The organism is Bradyrhizobium nivariense (genome assembly GCF_029846695.2).
Lineage (GTDB): Bacteria > Pseudomonadota > Alphaproteobacteria > Rhizobiales > Xanthobacteraceae > Bradyrhizobium.
The window spans coordinates 51,690-66,892 of record NZ_JARWCR020000049.1 but is presented as its reverse complement, the minus strand read 5'-3'; the positions used below and the strand labels follow the sequence as shown (position 1 = coordinate 66,892).

The following is a 15,203-nucleotide window of genomic DNA, read 5'->3' as shown; positions in this document are numbered from 1 at the left end:
GGGTGAGGGGCCTCTCTCCACGGGTGAGTCTGCCAATCGATCTGTACCCCCTCACCCGGATCGCAAGAGCGATCCGACCTCTCCCCGCAAGCGGGGCGAGGTCAAGTCCGCAGCCGCACTTTAGTGGTCGAGAAAACGACCGGTCTCGATGCGCGGCAGATCGGTGACGGGCCAGTTGTAGATGTAGGTCCAGGCCGGTGCAGTCGCGCCGTCGGCGCCTGCAACGTCGACCAGCTTGCGCAGATATTCGGTCGGCTCCGGAAAGCCCTCGCCGCAGGCCTCGTACATGTCGAGCTCGCGCAAGAGCTCGTCGGGCACGTGAAGGCGAAAGAGCTCGCCGTGAACGATGTCCGCGGCCGCATCCGACAACAACAGGCCCGGATAATGCTTCACCAGGACGAGCCGGCCGCGGCAGGTCGCTTCACCCAGGAAATCCGCGTGGCCCGCAAGCAGCCGCGCCATCGGATGGTCGAAGCCGCGCATCAGCGTGCCGTAAACGAAAAGACGATCGGAGGTCATGGGGGCTCTATAGCTGCGAATTATACGGAGGGACAGCGCTACACATTCCAGTGTCGTCCTGGCGAAATGCGGCGAAAGCCAGGACCCATAGCCACCGAACATGGGAACGGGCAACTCGATGGCTACAGCGTCGCACCACACTGACAGTCGGGGTAATGGGTCCTGGCTTTCGCCAGGACGACGGTGAGCGTCTACGAAACCTCCGCCTCCAGCTCCTCGCCGCTGCGTTGCTCGTCCGAGACCACCCTGATGGTCACGTCCATGACGTCGAACGCGCCCGCAGGGCCGATATAGACGCCGTGCAGCGGGATCGCCTGGCGCGGATCGCGGGCGACCGCAACACGGATGAGGTCGCGGGTGCCGACGATGCCGTTGGTCGGATCGAACTCGATCCAGCCTGCGCTCGGCAGGTAGACCTGCACCCAGGCATGGGTCGAGCCGCCGCCGACATGGCGCTGCTCGATATCCTCCGGCACGAAGATGTAGCCGGAGACGAATCGTGCGGCGATGCCGAGATGGCGCAGCGCCTCGATCATGAACAGCGCGTAGTCGCGGCAGGTCCCGGTACCGGACTGCAAGGTGTCGAGCGGATGCTGCGTGCCAAGCTCGTGGCGCTTACGGTACTTGAACCGCTCACGGATGCCGTGGGTCATGCCGCTCAGGATCTTGAAGGTCGGCGTCGGCGCGTCCTCGTCGAGAAAGCCGCGCGCCCATTCCGCGATCTCGCCGTCGCGATCGGTATATTGCGGCGTGATGTACTGGACGAGGTCGGGAAATTCCTCGTCGTCATAAACGAACGGATAGAAATAGGCCGGGTCGTCCGGCGTCAGCGCGAACTCCTCGACCGGATTGTGCTCGACGGTGACGTGCCAGTCGAAGATCAGCGCGTCCGCGCGCTCGTCGAAACTCGCGATAGCGACGGAATTGCCGAACACGTCGTGGATCCAGTGCAGCGACATCGGCTCGGGCGAGATCTCGAGCCTGGAGTCGAGCACGCGCAGATCGTGCCCGTCGCGCGGTCGCAGCATGATCCTGTGCTCACCGAACGCCACCGGGCGGTTGTAGCGATATTCGGTCTTGTGGTGAATCGTCAGCAGCGGCATCGTCAGGCAATCATGGTGATGTTGGGCGGACCAATCTATAGCGATTCCCGCCCGATTCTTTGGGATGACTGCTTTTTCATTAGGCAATCAGGATGGCTTTAGACACAATCGAGGCGGCCGATCAACTCCTCGGCGAGGGTGACATTCCCCCAGTGCATGAGGTGAATGCGCAAGCGACATCGCCTTTTCTGCTCACTTCGGATCACTACGGACGGATCCTGCCGCGCACGCTCGGCGATCTCGGCGTTGCCGAAAGCGAGCTGAGGCGGCATATCGCCTGGGACATCGGCATCGCCGGTGTCTCCGACCGGCTGGCAGGGATGCTGGATGCACATCTGATCGCGCAGCGCTATTCGCGGCTCGTGATCGATTGCAACCGCCCGCCAGCCGCCGTGAGCTCGATCCCCGTCATCTCCGAGGCAACTGCAATCCCGCGCAACGAGGGCATCTCCGAGGGCGAGCGCGCCGCAAGGCGCCGCGAGATCTTCGAGCCCTATCATCACCGCATCGATGCCGCGATCGACCGCCGCCTGCACGACAAGCGGCCGACCGTGCTGGTGTCGCTGCACAGTTTTACGCCGGTCTATGCCGGGGTCGCCCGGCCCTGGCACATCGGCGCGCTGTACAACCGCGACACCGTGCTGCCCCAGCTGCTGCTCAAGCACCTGCGCAGCGAGAGCGATCTCGTCGTCGGCGACAACGAACCCTATGCGGTGAACGACCTCACCGACTACACCATCCCCGTGCATGGCGAAGCTCGCGGCCTCGTCAGCACCGGCATCGAGATCCGCCAGGATCTCATTGCCGACCAGTCCGGCCAGCAACAATGGGCCGAGCGGCTGGCGCGGATTTTTGCGGAGATCGAGGTCGAATTGAGGGCGGAGCGGCTGGTCGATTAGCCCCGCGTCGCGACGAACAGCGCGAGCGCGGCGAAGATGGCAGCGATGCCCCACAGCAGCCAGGCGATGCGGCCGGCGCCGTTTGCATCGAGCGTTGCCTCGGCCGGATTGTCGGGATTGACACGCACCTCGACGCATATTCGTAAGTCACGTTCGCGAAATTGCGTTTCTCGAGGCGATAGCCTTCCTCGCGGTCTTGGTCGGGGACCCTGACCTCGCGCGACTCGGCAACCGAGGTGACGACCTTGCCCGGTGCTTGCGGCCAGTTGCGCGCCTCGCGCACCTGCCAGGTCTTGACGATTGCGGCGATCAGGAGGAGTCCGAGCGGTGCGAGCAGCATCGCATAGACGAACCAGGGCAGGTCGGGCAGGGCCAAATTCCTTCGTCAGCGGCAATGCCCGATTGGACGCATCGCCGCCGCGAAGGGTTCAAGGCCAACCGGCCGATGGAGGTTATTTTGCCCTGGTCAGCGCCAGCCAGATGCCGCCGCCGATCATGAAGCCGCCGGAGATGCGCGACATCAGCCGCGTGCGGCGGGCCGAGAAGAATTTTCGGGCGCGCCCGGCCGCGATGGCGTAGAGCGCGTCCGTCATCGCCGCGGTGACCATGAAGGTCGCCCCCAGCAGCGCGACCTGCGGGAAGTGGTCGCGGTTCATGTCCATGAACTGCGGAATGAAAGCGCCGAAGAAGATCAGCACCTTCGGGTTCGACAGCAGCACCAGGAAACCTTGCAGGAAGAACCCGCCGCGCGGCGGCGCCGGCGGCTGGTCGACCTTGACGCCCTCGACCGGCGCCCAGATCAGCTTGACGCCGAGCCAGACCAGATAGGCGGCGCCGGCAAAGCGCACCCAGTCGAACCAGTAGCCCATCGTCGCCATCAGCGAGGTCAGGCCGACTGCGACGATGCCGATGACGATGGCGAGGCCTACTTGCGCACCGGCGACATTGGTCAGCGCCGCGCGCGTGCCGTGGCGCAGGCCGTTGGCGATGACGAGGGTGACGATCGGACCCGGCAGCAGCGCCAGCGCAATGCAGGCGGCGACGAAGGCGAGATAGGCTTGCATGGACATCATGGGGAGGACTCGCTGAGGGCGGTTTGGGGCATTAATGCATGGCACTCACTTTCCGTCCAGCACCGCGGTCACCCACGTCTTCATCTCCGGCGTCTCCAGGAACGCGCGTACCGCGCGCTGCACCACGCCTGCTTCCCCGCGCCCCTGCGCCGTCGCAACGAAGAGGTCGCAACGGCGTGAGACGGCGATGCCGATCGCGGCATGACGAGCGCCGTCGGACATGTCGAGATCATAGCGCCTGGCGCGGCCGCGCATCGCTCCGATGCCCACTTCCTGACCCGGCGTCGTCGCCGCAAAGCGCGGGCTGATCAGATCGATATCGGCAACACGATCCACCTCATCGTCGTCGGCAACACCGCGGTCGCAATTGCAGAAGCCGCGCTTGGCGCGCACGTACAGCTCGGCGCCGGCGCAGGCGCCGTCGCAGCGGAACGCGCGCCCGGCGGGCCAGCCGTCGCGCGGGAACGGCCAGGCGATCTCGCGCCAGCGCGCGGTCTCTTCCGCCGGTGCCGGCGCAAGCTGATAGGCCCCGACACCGGACACGCCGAGCGCAAACACCAGAGCCGATATCGCCGCCCCCCGCCGCATCGTCAGGTCTTCGGCAGGCCGGCGACCGCGCGCGCGGGTCCGGTCAGTTCGAGAATGTGCAGGCCGGTATTGGCGCGATCGACGATGTAGACGTAGCCACGGTCGTCGGTCTCGACATTGTTGGTCTGGATCGCGACCTTGCAGCGTTCGCCGCCCTCGATCGGGATGCAGCGCTTGTCGGTCGCGCTGGTGATCGACGGAATGAAGTAACCGACTTCCTTGGGATGATAGGGATCGCGGATGTCGAGCGCGCGCACGCCGGCATTGAAGAAGGCGATGAAGGCCATCTTCTTGTAGTAGACCGGCGCCATGCTCTCGTTCGCCGAATGCGAGCCGAAGCGCCCGCCGCGCTGGCAGAACTGTCCGCTCGCCTCCGGCACGGTGTAGCTCGAGATCATCATCGGCCGCGCCTCGGTGGTGACGTCGGCAAACCACACCATCTGCCGCGCCTCGCCGCATTCGTTCAAAATCGCCTCGTCCACGATCATGACGATGTCGCGGGTCTTGCCGTCCTTGTCCTCGACAAATTCCGCGACCGGCATGTCGAGCATCGGAAACGTGGTGTGCGCGCCGTTGAAGGCGGACATCGGCATGCGCGAAATCTCGGGATAGCGCAGATTGTCCGGCGTCGGCTCCTTTGGCCCGTTCAGGAGCTTGTCGCGATCGACGATCTGCAGGATGCCGCCCTTGTTGGTGCCGTAGCCGAAATAGACTCGATTGCCCTGCGGCCCCGTCGAGATCGGCCCGTGCAATTCGGTCGGCACCGCGCCGGTCGAACCGGGCTCCTGACCGGGCAGGCCAAAATCCCTGATCTTCTGCGGATGCGCGGGATCGCTGAGGTCATAGACCTGCGTCATGCGCCGCGTGCGCCAGTCCGGCGCGCCCGAGACGAGGAAGGCAATGCCGGTGTCGCACTCCCACCAGCTCTTGTGCGTGTCCTTCAGACCGTCAATGCGCGTGACGAGCACCGGGCTTGCGGGATCGGCGACGTTCCAGATCTCATGCGCCTCGCTGCCGAAGGTGCGCAGCATGTAGACGGCGTTGGGATCGCCCTTCGGCAACGACTTGCCGTCGCAGACGCGCACCATCTGCGCGCCGCCGGATTCATACTTGCCCTCCTGCCCCGGCAGGTGCCGCAAATATTTCGGGCGCGCGGGATCGGTGACGTCGACGATCGAGGTGCCGTTCGGTTCGGCCTGCGCGGTCATCGGATTGACGGGAGCGGGCATATCGTCGGTGCCGCCGTGATGGCCGATATAGGCGATCCAGCGGTCGCCCTGGTGATGGATGGTCGGCTGATAGGCGCTGCGCGCCTGAAGGTCGTTGGCGCCGACCAGCTTCATGTTGGAAGCTTCAGGCGGCGCGCCGATGGTCTGCTTCTGCGCATGGGCCGCGGTGCTGCAGGCGAAAAGGACGATGCCTGCGGCAGTCAAGACGCAACGGAACATCAAAGTCCTCCCGGAACCAATCTGCGTTGGCTGAGATTTAAGGCTAGCACAGCCATTTGCGCGCGCCAAAGACACCATCTTGACATGCAACTATTTGGTTGCCTATTATCCCCGCCATGGATGACGTCTTCAAAGCGCTCGCCGATGCGTCACGACGGTCGCTGCTCGACAGGCTTCACGCCAGGAACGGCCAGACGCTGAACGAACTCTGCGAAGACCTCGCGATGACGCGCCAGGCCGTGACCAAGCACCTTGTCATCCTCGAAGAGGCCAATCTGGTCACAACCATCAGGCATGGCCGCGAGAAGCTGCACTATCTCAATCCGGTGCCGATCCATCAGATCGGCGAACGCTGGATCAAGAAGTTCGAGCGCGGCAAGCTCGCCGCGCTCAGCGAGTTGAAACGCCAGTTGGAGAAGCGCGATGAGTAAGCCGCAGTTCGTCTATGTCACCTACATCGAGACCACTCCGGAGAAGCTGTGGGAGGCGCTGACGTCGAGCGAATTCACGAGGCAATACTGGTTCGGCGCCGAGGTCCGCTCGGACTGGAAGGTCGGCTCCCCCTTCGCGCTCCTGCTGGAGGGCGAGACCACCGATTCCGGCGAGATCCTCGAAGCCGATCCGCCGCGGCGGCTGTCCTACAGCTTTAAGCACCAGAAATACGAGGAGCTGCGCGGTGAGCCGATATCGCGCGTCGTGTTCACGCTCGAGCCGTTCGGCTCGCTCGTCCGTTTGACGGTGCTGCATGACGGATTCGTCGAAGGCGGCAAATATCTCGGCGCCGTTTCCAACGGCTGGCCGGCGATCCTGTCCGGGCTCAAGAGCCTGCTGGAAAGCGGCAAAGCGCTGGCCATTCCGCGCGCAGCCCTCAACAAGGGATTCGATGCAAAATGAACCTCGATCAATTCAAGCCGCTCACCGTCTACACGATTTACATCGCCTCGACGCCGGACAAGGTGTGGGAGGCGCTGACCTCGGCCGAGTTCAGCAAGCAGTACTTCTTCGGCAATGCCGTGGAGGTCGAGCCGCGACTTGGCGGCGCGTTCATCGTGCGCACGCCCGATGGCGCCCTGCACATCAGCGGCGAGGTGCTCGCCTACGATCCGCCGCGAAAGCTCTCGGTCACCTTCAACGTCAACTGGCCCGGGCTGATCGAGAAACTCGGACCGACCCTGGTCACCTACGAGATCGAACCGGTCGGCGAGGCGGTTCGGCTGACGATGAGCGAAGGCCACGACCGTCCGCTCAGCGACGACATCCTCTCCGGCGGCCGCACCGGCTGGCCCGCAATCCTGTCGGGACTGAAGAGCCTGCTGGAAACGGGCAAGGCGCCGCAGATCAAGATGGCGCCGCCGGTGCAGATGCTGGAAGCGTTGAAGGCGATGGGTATCAAGACGGCGTAGCGGGCGAACTCTGCGCCTTCATCGCTTCTTCTTCACCGGCGGATGAATCTCGTCGATCTTGCGGCGGCAATCCGCTTCCGAATCGTGCGGGCCCGAGACAAAGGTCCCGCTGACCTTGATCGCGTACCAGCCCGACTCCACGCCGAGCCGGAGCGCTTCCTCTGTCTTGACGTGCTGTGGGGAGAGAGTTTGCATCAGGTGCTTTCGGTTGGCGTTCGATCTCATAATCGAATCGCGGAGGAATCTGAGGAATCTTCAGGCGTCCGCGGCACGAGCCTGCCGCGTCCAACTCGCCCGCTGGAACGGGCACCGTGCGCAACGACCGCTGTTGCGACGTCGCGACGAGTCGACTCCGCCGGTGCGAGAGAATGAGGCGCTTCATGTCGCGCGCGAATAGTCGTGGCGCTGCGTATGCGCGGAGACGACGGATCTTTCCGACATTCCCGCACCGTGCGCGCAATCGCTGCAATTAGCTATCGGTTTCTCGCCCGTGCCGCGCTTTTGAAGCGCCAAATGCCGCTTTCGGTCGAATAAGCCGTCGAAGCCTTGTGTTCGACCGCTTCGTAGCCATGTTGGGAGCTTAGCCAAGGGAAAATCGTATGAAGCTCCGCGTCGGGTTTGAGATGCTGTACGAATTCCCGCAGCCCACACCTATGCTCATGGTGTTGGGCACGCATTTCACGCGCGCCTCCGATGTCATCGTGCCCGACCTGCTGACCACCAGACCCTCGGTGGCGATCAGTCCCTATCGCGACCTCTTCGGCAATTGGTGCAGCCGCATCGTGGCGCCGGCCGGCGCCTTTCGCCTCGCCGCCGACGGCGTCGTGAGCGACAGCGGCCTGCCCGACCCGGTGTTTCCGAACGCGTTTCAGCATGCCGTCGAAGCGCTGCCGGCCGACACGCTGGTCTATCTGCTCGGCAGTCGCTACTGCGAGACCGATCGCCTGTCGGATATCGCATGGAAATTGTTCGAGCACACGCCGCCGGGCTGGGCGCGGGTCCAGGCCATCTGCGATTTTGTTCATCGCCGCATCACGTTCGGCCATGAGCACGCGCGTGCGACCAAGACAGCCTGGGAAGCCTACGACGAAGGCACGGGCGTGTGCCGCGACTATGCCCATCTCGCCGTCGCGTTCTGCCGCTGCATGAACATCCCGGCGCGCTACTGCACCGGCTATCTCAGCGACATCGGCACGCCGCAGCCGTGGCCTGCAGGAGATTTCGCCGGCTGGTTCGAGGCTTATCTCGGTGGAAGCTGGCACATGTTCGATCCTCGCAACAACACGCCGCGGATCGGCCGCGTGCTGATCGCACAAGGACGCGATGCCGCGGACGTCCCGATCACCCAGACCTTCGGTCCCAATACCCTGCTCAATTTCAAGGTATGGACCGACGAGGTCGCCTGATGACCGACAGCAGCGCTGCCCTCAGCGCCGATGAATTTGCCTCATTGGCCGAGGTCGGCAAGGGCAAGGCGCAAGGCGAAATTCCGCAGGCGCACGGCGAGCGCCTGACCAGCCTGGGTTATGCGATCAGGCGCCTCGGCGAACTCGAACTGACCTCATCCGGCGCTCGCCGCCTGGCAACGGGCGAATAGCTCGCTGCCGTTGCGTCCGGCTCCCTGTTACGTCACCGGCACCACGATCCGCCGATAAAGATGCCAGGTTGCATGCCCGAGCACGGGCAGCGTCACCACCAGGCCCAGGAAATACGGCAGCGCCGAAACGATCAGCAGCATCACGATGACGGCGGCCCACGAGATCATCGGCAGCGGGCTCGTCACCACCGCGCGTACACTCGTGACCATCGCCGTGACGAAATCGACCTCGCGGTCGAGCAGCAGCGGAAACGACACCACGGTCAGCGAGAACAGGATCAGCGACAGCACGGCACCGACCGCGTTGCCGATGCCGAGGAACAGCAAGCCCTCGTTCGTGGTCAGCACCACCGTCATGAATTCCTGAAGGCTCGAGAACGAGGCATGCAGGCCGAGCAGCAGCGCGATCAGAAGCCGCACCTGGTACATCCAGACCACGAACACGAACAGCGTGACGAAGGCCATCCAGCCGATCTCGCTGCGCGCGCACACGGCCGACCAGATCGCGCCGAGGGAGATCGGCTCGCCGCGCTCGCGGCGAAGGGAACGTCACGCGCCAAGGACGCGAGACCATTCTCGTCGTCGAGGACGACGACATGGTTCGGACCTATGTTGAAAACGAGCTGAAGACGCTCGGCTACCGCGTCATCACGGCGGCGAGCGGCCCGGCGGCGCTCGACTTGTTGCGCCAGTCCGGAGACATCGACCTGCTGTTCACCGACGTCGTGATGCCCGGCGGCATGTTCGGGCCAGAGCTCGCCAGGCAGGCGACCCAGTTGCGGCCCGGGCTCAAGGTGCTCTTCACCTCCGGCTACAGCCGAAATCCGGTCAAGGCGCCCGACGGGGTCGGCGACGCCCGCATCCTGACCAAGCCGTTCCGGCGGCGAGACCTCGCCGCGACGCTGCGGTCAGCCCTGTCGGCGCCGTCGCGATAGTCAGGAACGCGACGCGAGGAGAAGCGCCGCACCAAGATTGGCCACGAACAGGGCCGCGTCGATGACGAATATCCTGAGCATCGGGCCCTTCAACACGGGCCAGTAAGCCACCCCGACGCGTCCTCCGCGCATCAGGACCGGAAGGTTGTAGGCGAACTGGCTGAAGTGGCAGGCGGCAAAGAACAGGAACAGCACCAACTGCGCTTCGACCGGCTGGAAGAAAACCGGACGAGCGGCCAAAAGATACAGCGAGAGAAGGCCGATCGGCAGATTGATGCCGCCGAGGAATGCCACGCTGGCTGACAATGTCGGCGCGATCGGATTGCCGCGCTCTTCGCGCGGCACGAGAATCTTGAGCGTATTGCGCTGGGCAATGCTGAACTGGATGAAGGCGCCGCCGAACCAGAGCGCGTTGAGGAACAGGACGATATCCGAAAGGCGCATGGCTATTTTCCGTAAAAGGCTTCGCTGCGCGCCACGCGGCCCGCATCGTCAAAATCCATGAACTCGCTGGCGCGTGTATCGCCCAATTGCCACCACACCGTCAGTCGCGCGATCGTGTCGTCCCAGCTCCAGCTCAGGATCTTCAGGTCGGCGCTTTCGACGTGGCCGTAGACTCTCCGCCAGTAGGCGCGGATGTTGTCGGCGCCGGTGACGACAGGAGAACCGGTCAGCGTCAGAGCCAGAGGGCTGCGCATCTCCGCGTCGTCGGCAAAATGCGCGACGACCGCATCGATATCGACCTTGCACCAGTTCGCGCACCATGCCGCGACAAAGCGTTCGGCGGCCGCGCGATTCATTTTCTGCCCGCTCATGGCGGAGCCCTCCCCCGGCTCTTTGGTCCGGAAAGTGGCAAAGCCCGCCCATCATGTCAACCATGTTGACTTCAGGAATTGTCAGTTGGTGTCGGCAATCGCCTCCATGACGCCCATCCACCCAGCCGCACCTGGCGCTCCGACGCGATCGAACGCCGCGCGCAGGACCTTGCGCTCGTGGTCCGATGCACGCTGCTCGATGCGCTGCCCCGCGGCCGTCAGGCGCAGCAGCTTCGAGCGATGCTGCTCGGGCGACCGCTTCGACGTCAGGAGCTTGCGCTCCAGCAACAAATTGAGCGGCCGGTTCAGGGCCTGCTTGGAAATGCCGAGGATCTCGATCAGCGAGCCGATCGCGATATCGGGCCGGCGCGCCACCACGTAGAGGATACGATGGTGCGGGCGCGACAGACCCTGCTTCGCAAGAAACGCGTCGGCCTCGCGTGTCATGCCGCGCCAGCCGTAATACATGAGCTCCAGCGCTGCATCGAGATCGTGCAGCTTCGCAAGTGAGGCGCGGTGAAGCCCCGCGGCTTGAGACGTCTTTGCCATTGTAGGAAGCTAACCCCGCGCCCGCAGCTCGCGCCGCAGCACCTTTCCGGTGGCGGTCATTGGCAATGTCTCCGCGAACTCCACGAAGCGTGGGTATTCGTGAGCAGCGAGCTGCACCTTGACGAACTCCTGGATCTCGCGCGCGAGCGTGTCGCTTGCGGCAAAGCCGGGACGCAGCACGATCCAGGCCTTGATCGATTCGGTGCGGATCGGATCGGGGATGCCGACCACCGCGGCCATCGCCACCGCCGGGTGCTTCATCAGCGTGTGCTCGATCTCGGACGGGCCGACCCGATAGCCTGCGGTGGTGATGACGTCGTCCTCGCGGCTGACGTACCAGAAATAGCCGTCCTCATCCTGCACGCCGAGATCGCCGGTGAGCAGGAACTCGCCGGCATATTTTTTCGCCGTGGCGTCCGGATTGCGCCAGTATTCGAGCATCGTGCACGGGCAGGGCTGGCGCACGCCGATGATGCCGCGCTGTCCCCTCGGCTGCTCCTCGCCTTTGTCGTTGACGATGCGAACGTCGAAACCCGGCGTCGCCTTGCCCATCGCGCCCGGACGGATCGGAAACAGATTCGCGTTGCTGCCGATCACGAGATTGCATTCGGTCTGGCCAAACACCTCATGCGCGTCGATGCCGAAAGTCTCGCGCACCCAGCCGAGCAGCTCGCCGCCGAGGGATTCGCCGCCGGTAAAGATGCTGCGCAGCTTGACGCCCGAATGCGTCACGCCGGCCTGCCGCATCAGCTTCAGCGCGGTCGGCGGCAGGAAGACATTGCGCACGCCGAGATCGGCCATCATCTGCATCGCGGCCTGCGGCTCGAATTTTCGCGCGCGGTGGCCGACCAGGGGAATGCCGTGATACCAGAACGCGAGCAGGCCGTTGACGAGGCCGCCGATCCAGGCCCAGTCGGCCGGCGTCCACATGAGATCGCCGGGGCGCGGCAGGAAGTTGTGGCACATCTCGACATTGGGGAGATGGCCGAGCACGACGCGATGCGCATGCAGCGCGCCCTTCGGATTGCCCGTCGTGCCCGAGGTGTAGATGATCAGCGCGGGATCGTCGGCGGAAGTTTCCACGGTTGCAAATTCCTCGGACGCGGTTTCGATCGCCGGCCAGAACGGCTTGGCACCGGCGTGGACGGCGCCGCTCGTGACATAGATGTCTTGCAGGTAGGGTAACCGATCGCGAACCTTTGTGAGTTTCTCCCAGCCGGCTTCGTCCGTGACGATCGCCCTTGCTTGCGAATTCGACAGACGGAATTCCAGCGCGTCCTCACCGAACAATGCGAACAACGGGATCGAGATCATTCCGGAGCGAAACGCGGCGAGATGCGCGATCGGCAGCTCCAGCGATTGCGACAGGAACACCGCGACGCGGTCGCCGCGGGCAAGACCATCCGCCTTCAGCACGTTGGCGAAGCGGCGCGACATCTCCGCAACCTCGTCGAAGGATGTGCGCGTGATGGCGCCGTTCTCGTCGACATAGACCAGCGCCAGGCGGCCGGTGCCGTCGGCATGGCGATCGCAGCAGGCCTCCGCCATGTTGAAGCGCGCCGGGATGTCCCAGCGGAAGTTGCGATAGAGCTCGTCGTAGGTTGCGGCTTCGGTGAGCATGGCTGGGGCGTTTCCACGGTCTCGGCGTCAGGCCCGGGCTTGTTCCGGCCATCCACGCACTTGCTTCTTGCGCCTAGTCTAAGCGCGTGGATGGCCGGAACAAGCCCGGGCACGACGGCAGAGTGCGTGGCTACCGCACCGTCCGGAAGAATTTTCTGACCTCGCCGACATACAGCTCCGGCTGCTCGAACGCAGCGAAATGGCCACCCTTCTCCATTTCGCTCCAGTGCGTGATGTTGTGGAAGTTCGGCTCCATCCAGCGCCGAACCGGCGTAATGATCTCCTTGGGGAACACGGCGACGCCGGTCGGCACCTTCACGACCGGCGTGGTCCGGCGCCTGCCAAAACTTTCCCAGTAAAGCCGCGCAGACGAGGTCGCCGTCTCTGTCGCCCAATAGAGCATGACGTTGTCGAGCAGCTCGTCCTTGGTGAAGATGTTCTCGGGATGACCGTTGCAATCGGTCCAGGCCCAGAGCTTTTCCAGAATCCAGGCCGCCTGCCCGCTCGGGGAATCCGTCAGGCCGTAGCCGAGTGTCTGGGGCCGCGTCGATTGCTGCTTCGAATAGCCGGAGTCGAGGTCGACGTAGTGCTTGAGGCCGGCGAGCGCCCGCTTCTCCTCCGCCGTCGGTTCGCCCTCGACCTTCGGCGCTGCGTTGAAGGCGAGCGTGACGTGAATGCCGGCGCAATGCTCGCCGTCCTGCATGCCGAGCGAGGTCGTCACCGCCGAACCCCAGTCGCCGCCCTGCGCGCCGTAACTGATATAGCCGAGCCGGTCCATCAGCTTGGCCCAGGTCGCGGCGATGCGATCGACTCCCCAGCCGGTGGTCTTCGGCTTGCCGGAGAAACCAAAGCCCGGCAACGACGGACAGACAATGTGAAACGCGTCTGCGGGATTGCCGCCATGCGCCACAGGATCGACCAGCGGCGCGATCACCTTCTGGAATTCGACGATCGAGCCGGGCCAGCCATGGGTGATGATCAGCGGCAGCGCCGACGGCTCCTTCGAGCGCACATGCAGGAAGTGGATGTCGAGCCCGTCAATCTCGGTGGTGAACTGCTCGAAGCGATTGAGCTTGGCCTCGCGCGCACGCCAGTCGTAGCCATCAGCCCAATAGCCGCAGATCTCCTGGATCCATGTCAGCGGCGCACCCTGGCTCCAGTCGTCGACCAGCTCCGCCTCCGGCCAGCGCGTGCGGGCGAGGCGCGACTTGAGGTCGGTGAGGATGTCGTCGCTGATGGCGATGCGGAACGGTTTGATGGCGCCGGCCATCGGTTGCCTCCCCAGTTTCTTTTGTCATTCCGGGGCGCGCGAAGCGCGAGCCCGGAATGACGGCTCAGCCCGTCAGCGCGGCCTTCACCAAACCGCTGGCCTTGCCGAAATCCATCTGGCCGGCGTACTTCGTCTTCAACACGGCGATCACCTTGCCCATGTCCTTCATGCCCGCCGCGCCGGTCTCGGCGATGGCGTCCGAGATCGCCTTCTTCACGTCGTCGTCCGACATCTGCTTCGGCAGATAGGCCGAGATCACCGCGATCTCCTCGCGCTCCTGCGCGGCGAGCTCGGCACGGCCGCCCTTCTCGTAAAGCTCGACCGATTCCTGGCGCTGCTTGATCATCTTCTGAAACACGCCGAGCAGGTCCGCATCCGACAGCGGCGGCTTGCCGTTGCCGCGCGCCTCGATGTCGGCGTTCTTGATGGTCGAATTGACCATGCGCAGCGTGGACAGCTTGCGCTCGTTCTTGGCCTTCATGGCCTCCTTGACCGCATTGTTGATGTCGTCGCGCAGCATGATCGTGATCCCTTCGAATATCCGACGCCTGATCTATGCCGTTCGCGGCCCTGAGACAACCGGAGTTCCCAGCCATTCGACCAGCGCCCGCATCGTCGCCTCGGGCTGCTCCGGCTGCGGCAGATGCCCGCAATTCTCCAAAACGACGAGCTTCGCACCGGCAATGCCCGCCGCCATCTCCTTCGAGAACGCGTTGGGAATCGTGTTGTCCGCATCGCCGGTCAGCACCAGCGTCGGGCATTTGATCGTCGCAAGCGTCGGCCGCGAATCCACCCGCGCGATGATCGCAGTCTGCTGCCGCAGATAGCCTTCGACGCCGACGTCCTCGCCCTGCTCATGAACGAGTTGGCGAATGCCAGTATCGTCGCGACGCGAGGGATGCACCAGTTCGGGAAACATTTCTTCACGCGCGGCACGCAGCTCGCCGCGCTTGGCCCGCTCCATCAGGCCGCGGCGACGCGCGGTCGCCTCCGGCGTGTCGGGCCGGGCCTGGGTGTTGATCAGCGCGAGCTTGGCCACCCGCTCGGGCGCCTGGCGCATGATCTCGAGCGCGATGTAGCCGCCCATGGAATGGCCGGCGAGCGCGAAGCGCGGCGGCGCCTCGCCCAGCACCCGCCGGGCGATCGCGGCCATGCTGTCGTCACGAATATGGTTGGCGACCATCACCGGGCCGAACCGCCAGAGCGACGGGATGACCGGCGCATAGATCCGGGCCGAGGAGGCCAATCCCGGAACCAGCAGAATCGGGATCGTCTGGTCCATTATTGCCTCCCAAGCCCCGGAATTTGCCGGAAATTATGCCGCCAAGCTTAAGGGCCCAAGGAGACCTGTCAAATATGCAAAAACGCATGTGAATCGGCGCAT

At 64.4% G+C, this 15,203-nt stretch carries 19 protein-coding genes and 4 pseudogenes; 7 read left to right on the top strand and 16 right to left on the bottom strand.

Features of this window, described 5'->3' with window-relative positions:
* Positions 1-120: 120 nt before the first annotated feature.
* The gene (locus tag QCM77_RS31110; RefSeq protein ID WP_279661334.1) at positions 121-519 is read right to left on the bottom strand and encodes a gamma-glutamylcyclotransferase family protein; all 399 of its coding nucleotides are present in this window, start codon (positions 517-519) and stop codon (positions 121-123) included.
* Positions 520-710: 191 nt separating this feature from the next.
* A complete protein-coding gene (locus QCM77_RS31105) occupies positions 711-1,622 on the bottom strand; it encodes a transglutaminase family protein (RefSeq protein WP_279661335.1) in 912 nt (303 codons plus the stop codon).
* Between the two features lie 92 nt (positions 1,623-1,714).
* Between QCM77_RS31105 and QCM77_RS31100 the strand changes: the two genes are divergently transcribed.
* Complete coding sequence (locus QCM77_RS31100; RefSeq protein ID WP_279661336.1) at positions 1,715-2,521, top strand: N-formylglutamate amidohydrolase; 807 nt, start codon at positions 1,715-1,717, stop codon at positions 2,519-2,521.
* On the opposite strand, the gene QCM77_RS31095 is transcribed toward QCM77_RS31100, so the two are convergent.
* From QCM77_RS31095 to QCM77_RS31075, 5 genes and pseudogenes are all read right to left on the bottom strand, one after another.
* The gene (locus tag QCM77_RS31095; RefSeq protein WP_279661337.1) at positions 2,518-2,649 is read right to left on the bottom strand and encodes a hypothetical protein; all 132 of its coding nucleotides are present in this window, start codon (positions 2,647-2,649) and stop codon (positions 2,518-2,520) included. The genes QCM77_RS31100 and QCM77_RS31095 overlap by 4 nt on opposite strands.
* A gap of 5 nt (positions 2,650-2,654) precedes the next feature.
* Positions 2,655-2,891, bottom strand: a pseudogene (locus QCM77_RS31090) (DUF3592 domain-containing protein); the annotation flags it as partial.
* An 82-nt stretch (positions 2,892-2,973) separates the two neighbouring features.
* The gene (locus QCM77_RS31085; protein ID WP_279661338.1) at positions 2,974-3,594 is read right to left on the bottom strand and encodes a LysE family translocator; all 621 of its coding nucleotides are present in this window, start codon (positions 3,592-3,594) and stop codon (positions 2,974-2,976) included.
* Positions 3,595-3,639: 45 nt separating this feature from the next.
* A complete protein-coding gene (locus QCM77_RS31080; protein WP_279661339.1) occupies positions 3,640-4,182 on the bottom strand; it encodes a hypothetical protein in 543 nt (180 codons plus the stop codon).
* Positions 4,183-4,184: 2 nt separating this feature from the next.
* Positions 4,185-5,630 carry an LVIVD repeat-containing protein gene (locus QCM77_RS31075; RefSeq protein ID WP_279661340.1) on the bottom strand — a complete coding sequence of 482 codons (1,446 nt, stop codon included), beginning with the start codon at positions 5,628-5,630 and terminating at the stop codon, positions 4,185-4,187.
* Positions 5,631-5,746: 116 nt separating this feature from the next.
* On the opposite strand from QCM77_RS31075, the gene QCM77_RS31070 reads away from it, so the two are divergent.
* From QCM77_RS31070 to QCM77_RS31060, 3 genes are read left to right on the top strand one after another with little or no spacing between them, the layout of a single operon-like run.
* Positions 5,747-6,061, top strand: a complete 315-nt coding sequence (locus tag QCM77_RS31070) for an ArsR/SmtB family transcription factor (protein WP_247339426.1) — start codon at positions 5,747-5,749, stop codon at positions 6,059-6,061.
* Complete coding sequence (locus tag QCM77_RS31065) at positions 6,054-6,524, top strand: SRPBCC family protein (RefSeq protein ID WP_279661341.1); 471 nt, start codon at positions 6,054-6,056, stop codon at positions 6,522-6,524. Before QCM77_RS31070 ends, QCM77_RS31065 begins: the two co-directional genes overlap by 8 nt.
* A complete protein-coding gene (locus QCM77_RS31060; RefSeq protein WP_279661342.1) occupies positions 6,521-7,033 on the top strand; it encodes an SRPBCC family protein in 513 nt (170 codons plus the stop codon). The genes QCM77_RS31065 and QCM77_RS31060 overlap by 4 nt, the downstream gene beginning before the upstream one ends.
* 18 nt (positions 7,034-7,051) lie before the next feature.
* On the opposite strand, the gene QCM77_RS31055 is transcribed toward QCM77_RS31060, so the two are convergent.
* Positions 7,052-7,228, bottom strand: coding sequence for a hypothetical protein (locus QCM77_RS31055; RefSeq protein ID WP_279661343.1), 177 nt, complete (start codon positions 7,226-7,228; stop codon positions 7,052-7,054).
* A 404-nt stretch (positions 7,229-7,632) separates the two neighbouring features.
* On the opposite strand from QCM77_RS31055, the gene QCM77_RS31050 reads away from it, so the two are divergent.
* Together QCM77_RS31050 and QCM77_RS31045 are read left to right on the top strand one after the other, a co-directional pair.
* Positions 7,633-8,439: a transglutaminase-like domain-containing protein gene (locus QCM77_RS31050; RefSeq protein ID WP_279661344.1), complete on the top strand. Its 807-nt coding sequence runs from the start codon at positions 7,633-7,635 to the stop codon at positions 8,437-8,439.
* The gene (locus QCM77_RS31045; protein WP_279661345.1) at positions 8,439-8,630 is read left to right on the top strand and encodes a hypothetical protein; all 192 of its coding nucleotides are present in this window, start codon (positions 8,439-8,441) and stop codon (positions 8,628-8,630) included. The genes QCM77_RS31050 and QCM77_RS31045 overlap by 1 nt, the downstream gene beginning before the upstream one ends.
* A 27-nt stretch (positions 8,631-8,657) precedes the next feature.
* On the opposite strand, the pseudogene QCM77_RS31040 reads toward QCM77_RS31045, so the two are convergent.
* A pseudogene (locus QCM77_RS31040) lies at positions 8,658-9,176 on the bottom strand (DUF2189 domain-containing protein); the annotation flags it as partial.
* Positions 9,177-9,178: 2 nt separating this feature from the next.
* Between QCM77_RS31040 and QCM77_RS31035 the strand changes: the two are divergent.
* Positions 9,179-9,565 (top strand): annotated as a pseudogene (locus QCM77_RS31035) (response regulator); the annotation flags it as partial.
* On the opposite strand, the gene QCM77_RS31030 reads toward QCM77_RS31035, so the two are convergent.
* The 7 genes and pseudogenes from QCM77_RS31030 to QCM77_RS31000 form a co-directional block, all read right to left on the bottom strand.
* On the bottom strand, positions 9,566-10,009 hold the full coding sequence (locus tag QCM77_RS31030) for a hypothetical protein (RefSeq protein ID WP_279661346.1): 444 nt from the start codon (positions 10,007-10,009) through the stop codon (positions 9,566-9,568).
* A gap of 2 nt (positions 10,010-10,011) precedes the next feature.
* Positions 10,012-10,380: a nuclear transport factor 2 family protein gene (locus QCM77_RS31025; protein WP_279661347.1), complete on the bottom strand. Its 369-nt coding sequence runs from the start codon at positions 10,378-10,380 to the stop codon at positions 10,012-10,014.
* 81 nt (positions 10,381-10,461) lie between these two features.
* Positions 10,462-10,929 (bottom strand): MarR family winged helix-turn-helix transcriptional regulator, encoded by a 468-nt coding sequence (locus QCM77_RS31020; protein ID WP_279661348.1) that lies wholly within the window; start codon positions 10,927-10,929, stop codon positions 10,462-10,464.
* A 9-nt stretch (positions 10,930-10,938) separates the two neighbouring features.
* Positions 10,939-12,549 carry an acyl-CoA synthetase gene (locus QCM77_RS31015; protein ID WP_279661349.1) on the bottom strand — a complete coding sequence of 537 codons (1,611 nt, stop codon included), beginning with the start codon at positions 12,547-12,549 and terminating at the stop codon, positions 10,939-10,941.
* Positions 12,550-12,679: 130 nt separating this feature from the next.
* On the bottom strand, positions 12,680-13,819 hold the full coding sequence (locus QCM77_RS31010; protein WP_279661350.1) for an epoxide hydrolase family protein: 1,140 nt from the start codon (positions 13,817-13,819) through the stop codon (positions 12,680-12,682).
* Positions 13,820-13,883: 64 nt separating this feature from the next.
* Complete coding sequence (locus QCM77_RS31005) at positions 13,884-14,339, bottom strand: GatB/YqeY domain-containing protein (RefSeq protein WP_279661351.1); 456 nt, start codon at positions 14,337-14,339, stop codon at positions 13,884-13,886.
* Positions 14,340-14,372: 33 nt separating this feature from the next.
* Positions 14,373-15,116: pseudogene (locus QCM77_RS31000) on the bottom strand (alpha/beta fold hydrolase); the annotation flags it as partial.
* Positions 15,117-15,203: the final 87 nt, after the last annotated feature.

Bases quoted from the DNA above. Each gene is read 5' to 3' on its own strand.
- QCM77_RS31010 (WP_279661350.1), bottom strand. From the start codon at position 13,819: ATGGCCGGCGCCATCAAACCGTTCCGCATCGCCATCAGCGACGACATC.
- QCM77_RS31065 (WP_279661341.1), top strand. From the start codon at position 6,054: ATGAGTAAGCCGCAGTTCGTCTATGTCACCTACATCGAGACCACTCCG.
- QCM77_RS31075 (WP_279661340.1), bottom strand. From the start codon at position 5,630: ATGTTCCGTTGCGTCTTGACTGCCGCAGGCATCGTCCTTTTCGCCTGC.
- QCM77_RS31015 (WP_279661349.1), bottom strand. From the start codon at position 12,549: ATGCTCACCGAAGCCGCAACCTACGACGAGCTCTATCGCAACTTCCGC.
- QCM77_RS31105 (WP_279661335.1), bottom strand. From the start codon at position 1,622: ATGCCGCTGCTGACGATTCACCACAAGACCGAATATCGCTACAACCGC.
- QCM77_RS31080 (WP_279661339.1), bottom strand. From the start codon at position 4,182: ATGCGGCGGGGGGCGGCGATATCGGCTCTGGTGTTTGCGCTCGGCGTG.
- QCM77_RS31045 (WP_279661345.1), top strand. From the start codon at position 8,439: ATGACCGACAGCAGCGCTGCCCTCAGCGCCGATGAATTTGCCTCATTG.
- QCM77_RS31025 (WP_279661347.1), bottom strand. From the start codon at position 10,380: ATGAGCGGGCAGAAAATGAATCGCGCGGCCGCCGAACGCTTTGTCGCG.
- QCM77_RS31020 (WP_279661348.1), bottom strand. From the start codon at position 10,929: ATGGCAAAGACGTCTCAAGCCGCGGGGCTTCACCGCGCCTCACTTGCG.
- QCM77_RS31070 (WP_247339426.1), top strand. From the start codon at position 5,747: ATGGATGACGTCTTCAAAGCGCTCGCCGATGCGTCACGACGGTCGCTG.
- QCM77_RS31110 (WP_279661334.1), bottom strand. From the start codon at position 519: ATGACCTCCGATCGTCTTTTCGTTTACGGCACGCTGATGCGCGGCTTC.
- QCM77_RS31055 (WP_279661343.1), bottom strand. From the start codon at position 7,228: ATGCAAACTCTCTCCCCACAGCACGTCAAGACAGAGGAAGCGCTCCGG.
- QCM77_RS31030 (WP_279661346.1), bottom strand. From the start codon at position 10,009: ATGCGCCTTTCGGATATCGTCCTGTTCCTCAACGCGCTCTGGTTCGGC.
- QCM77_RS31100 (WP_279661336.1), top strand. From the start codon at position 1,715: ATGGCTTTAGACACAATCGAGGCGGCCGATCAACTCCTCGGCGAGGGT.
- QCM77_RS31005 (WP_279661351.1), bottom strand. From the start codon at position 14,339: ATGCTGCGCGACGACATCAACAATGCGGTCAAGGAGGCCATGAAGGCC.
- QCM77_RS31060 (WP_279661342.1), top strand. From the start codon at position 6,521: ATGAACCTCGATCAATTCAAGCCGCTCACCGTCTACACGATTTACATC.
- QCM77_RS31085 (WP_279661338.1), bottom strand. From the start codon at position 3,594: ATGATGTCCATGCAAGCCTATCTCGCCTTCGTCGCCGCCTGCATTGCG.
- QCM77_RS31050 (WP_279661344.1), top strand. From the start codon at position 7,633: ATGAAGCTCCGCGTCGGGTTTGAGATGCTGTACGAATTCCCGCAGCCC.